Annotated in this window: 2 protein-coding genes; both read left to right on the top strand. The window is 38.5% G+C overall.

Going from position 1 to position 891, the window contains the following annotated elements; all coding sequences use genetic code 11:
• A partial coding sequence (locus tag ACFINO_RS10075; RefSeq protein ID WP_375655679.1) for a DnaB-like helicase C-terminal domain-containing protein occupies window positions 1-381 on the top strand: 381 nt, incomplete at its 5' end.
• Between the two features lie 85 nt (window positions 382-466).
• On the top strand, window positions 467-891 hold a 425-nt coding region (ssb, locus tag ACFINO_RS10070; RefSeq protein ID WP_375655677.1), incomplete at its 3' end, for a single-stranded DNA-binding protein.

Raw genomic sequence — 891 nt, 5'->3', positions numbered from 1 at the left:
ATTACAGCCATTACCACCGGATTAAAAGCACTTGCAAAAGAACTCAATATTCCCATCATTGCTCTGTCACAACTTTCGCGTCAAGTTGAAAACCGAACCGATAAACGTCCACAACTCTCCGACTTACGTGAATCTGGTTCAATTGAGCAAGATGCCGACATTGTGCTGTTTGTTTATCGTGAAGAATACTATCTCAAAAATGAAGAACCAAAAGAAGGCACTGCTGAGTATAGCAAGTGGCAAGAGGCAATGGAGCAAGCCAAGGGTAAAGCCGAGGTTATTATAGCAAAACAACGCCATGGTCCGACAGGAATCGTTCCCCTTGCCTTTCAATCCGATTTTACACGCTTTAGTGATTTAGAACATAATGTAACACTTTAAATAATTGTTATTAGACAACTGAAAACATTGTAAAAACACATAAAACATGTTATGATCTTTACATCATTTAATGGGACTTACAAACATGCTTAATAAAGTGATTTTAATTGGTCATTTAGGTGCCAATCCAGAAAGCAAAACAATGTCAACTGGCATCGAGGTGGTCAATTTTCGAATGGCAACGTCTGAGAGCTATATAGACAAGGCAACCAATAAGAGAATAGACAAAACCGAATGGCATTCCATTGTGGTGTTTAATCCACACTTGGCAAAAGTAGCTCTCCAGTATCTGAATAAAGGCAGCAAAGTTTATATCGAGGGACGACTACAAACTCGTAAATGGCAAGATAAAAACGGTGTTGATCGCTATGTAACAGAAGTCATATTGCCTCAGTACAAAGGCGAGTTAAAGCTTTTAGATGGCAAAAATGATGATAATCAAGATCAGTCATCTGCTTATGACAGAAGCATTTACAGACCTCTTGATACATCTCATACCGTTATGAATGA

Source organism: Bartonella sp. AA83SXKL, from assembly GCF_042196965.1.
Classification (GTDB): Bacteria; Pseudomonadota; Alphaproteobacteria; order Rhizobiales; family Rhizobiaceae; genus Bartonella.
Note: the sequence above shows the minus strand (reverse complement) of the source record. Positions and strands in the feature narration are given on the sequence as shown.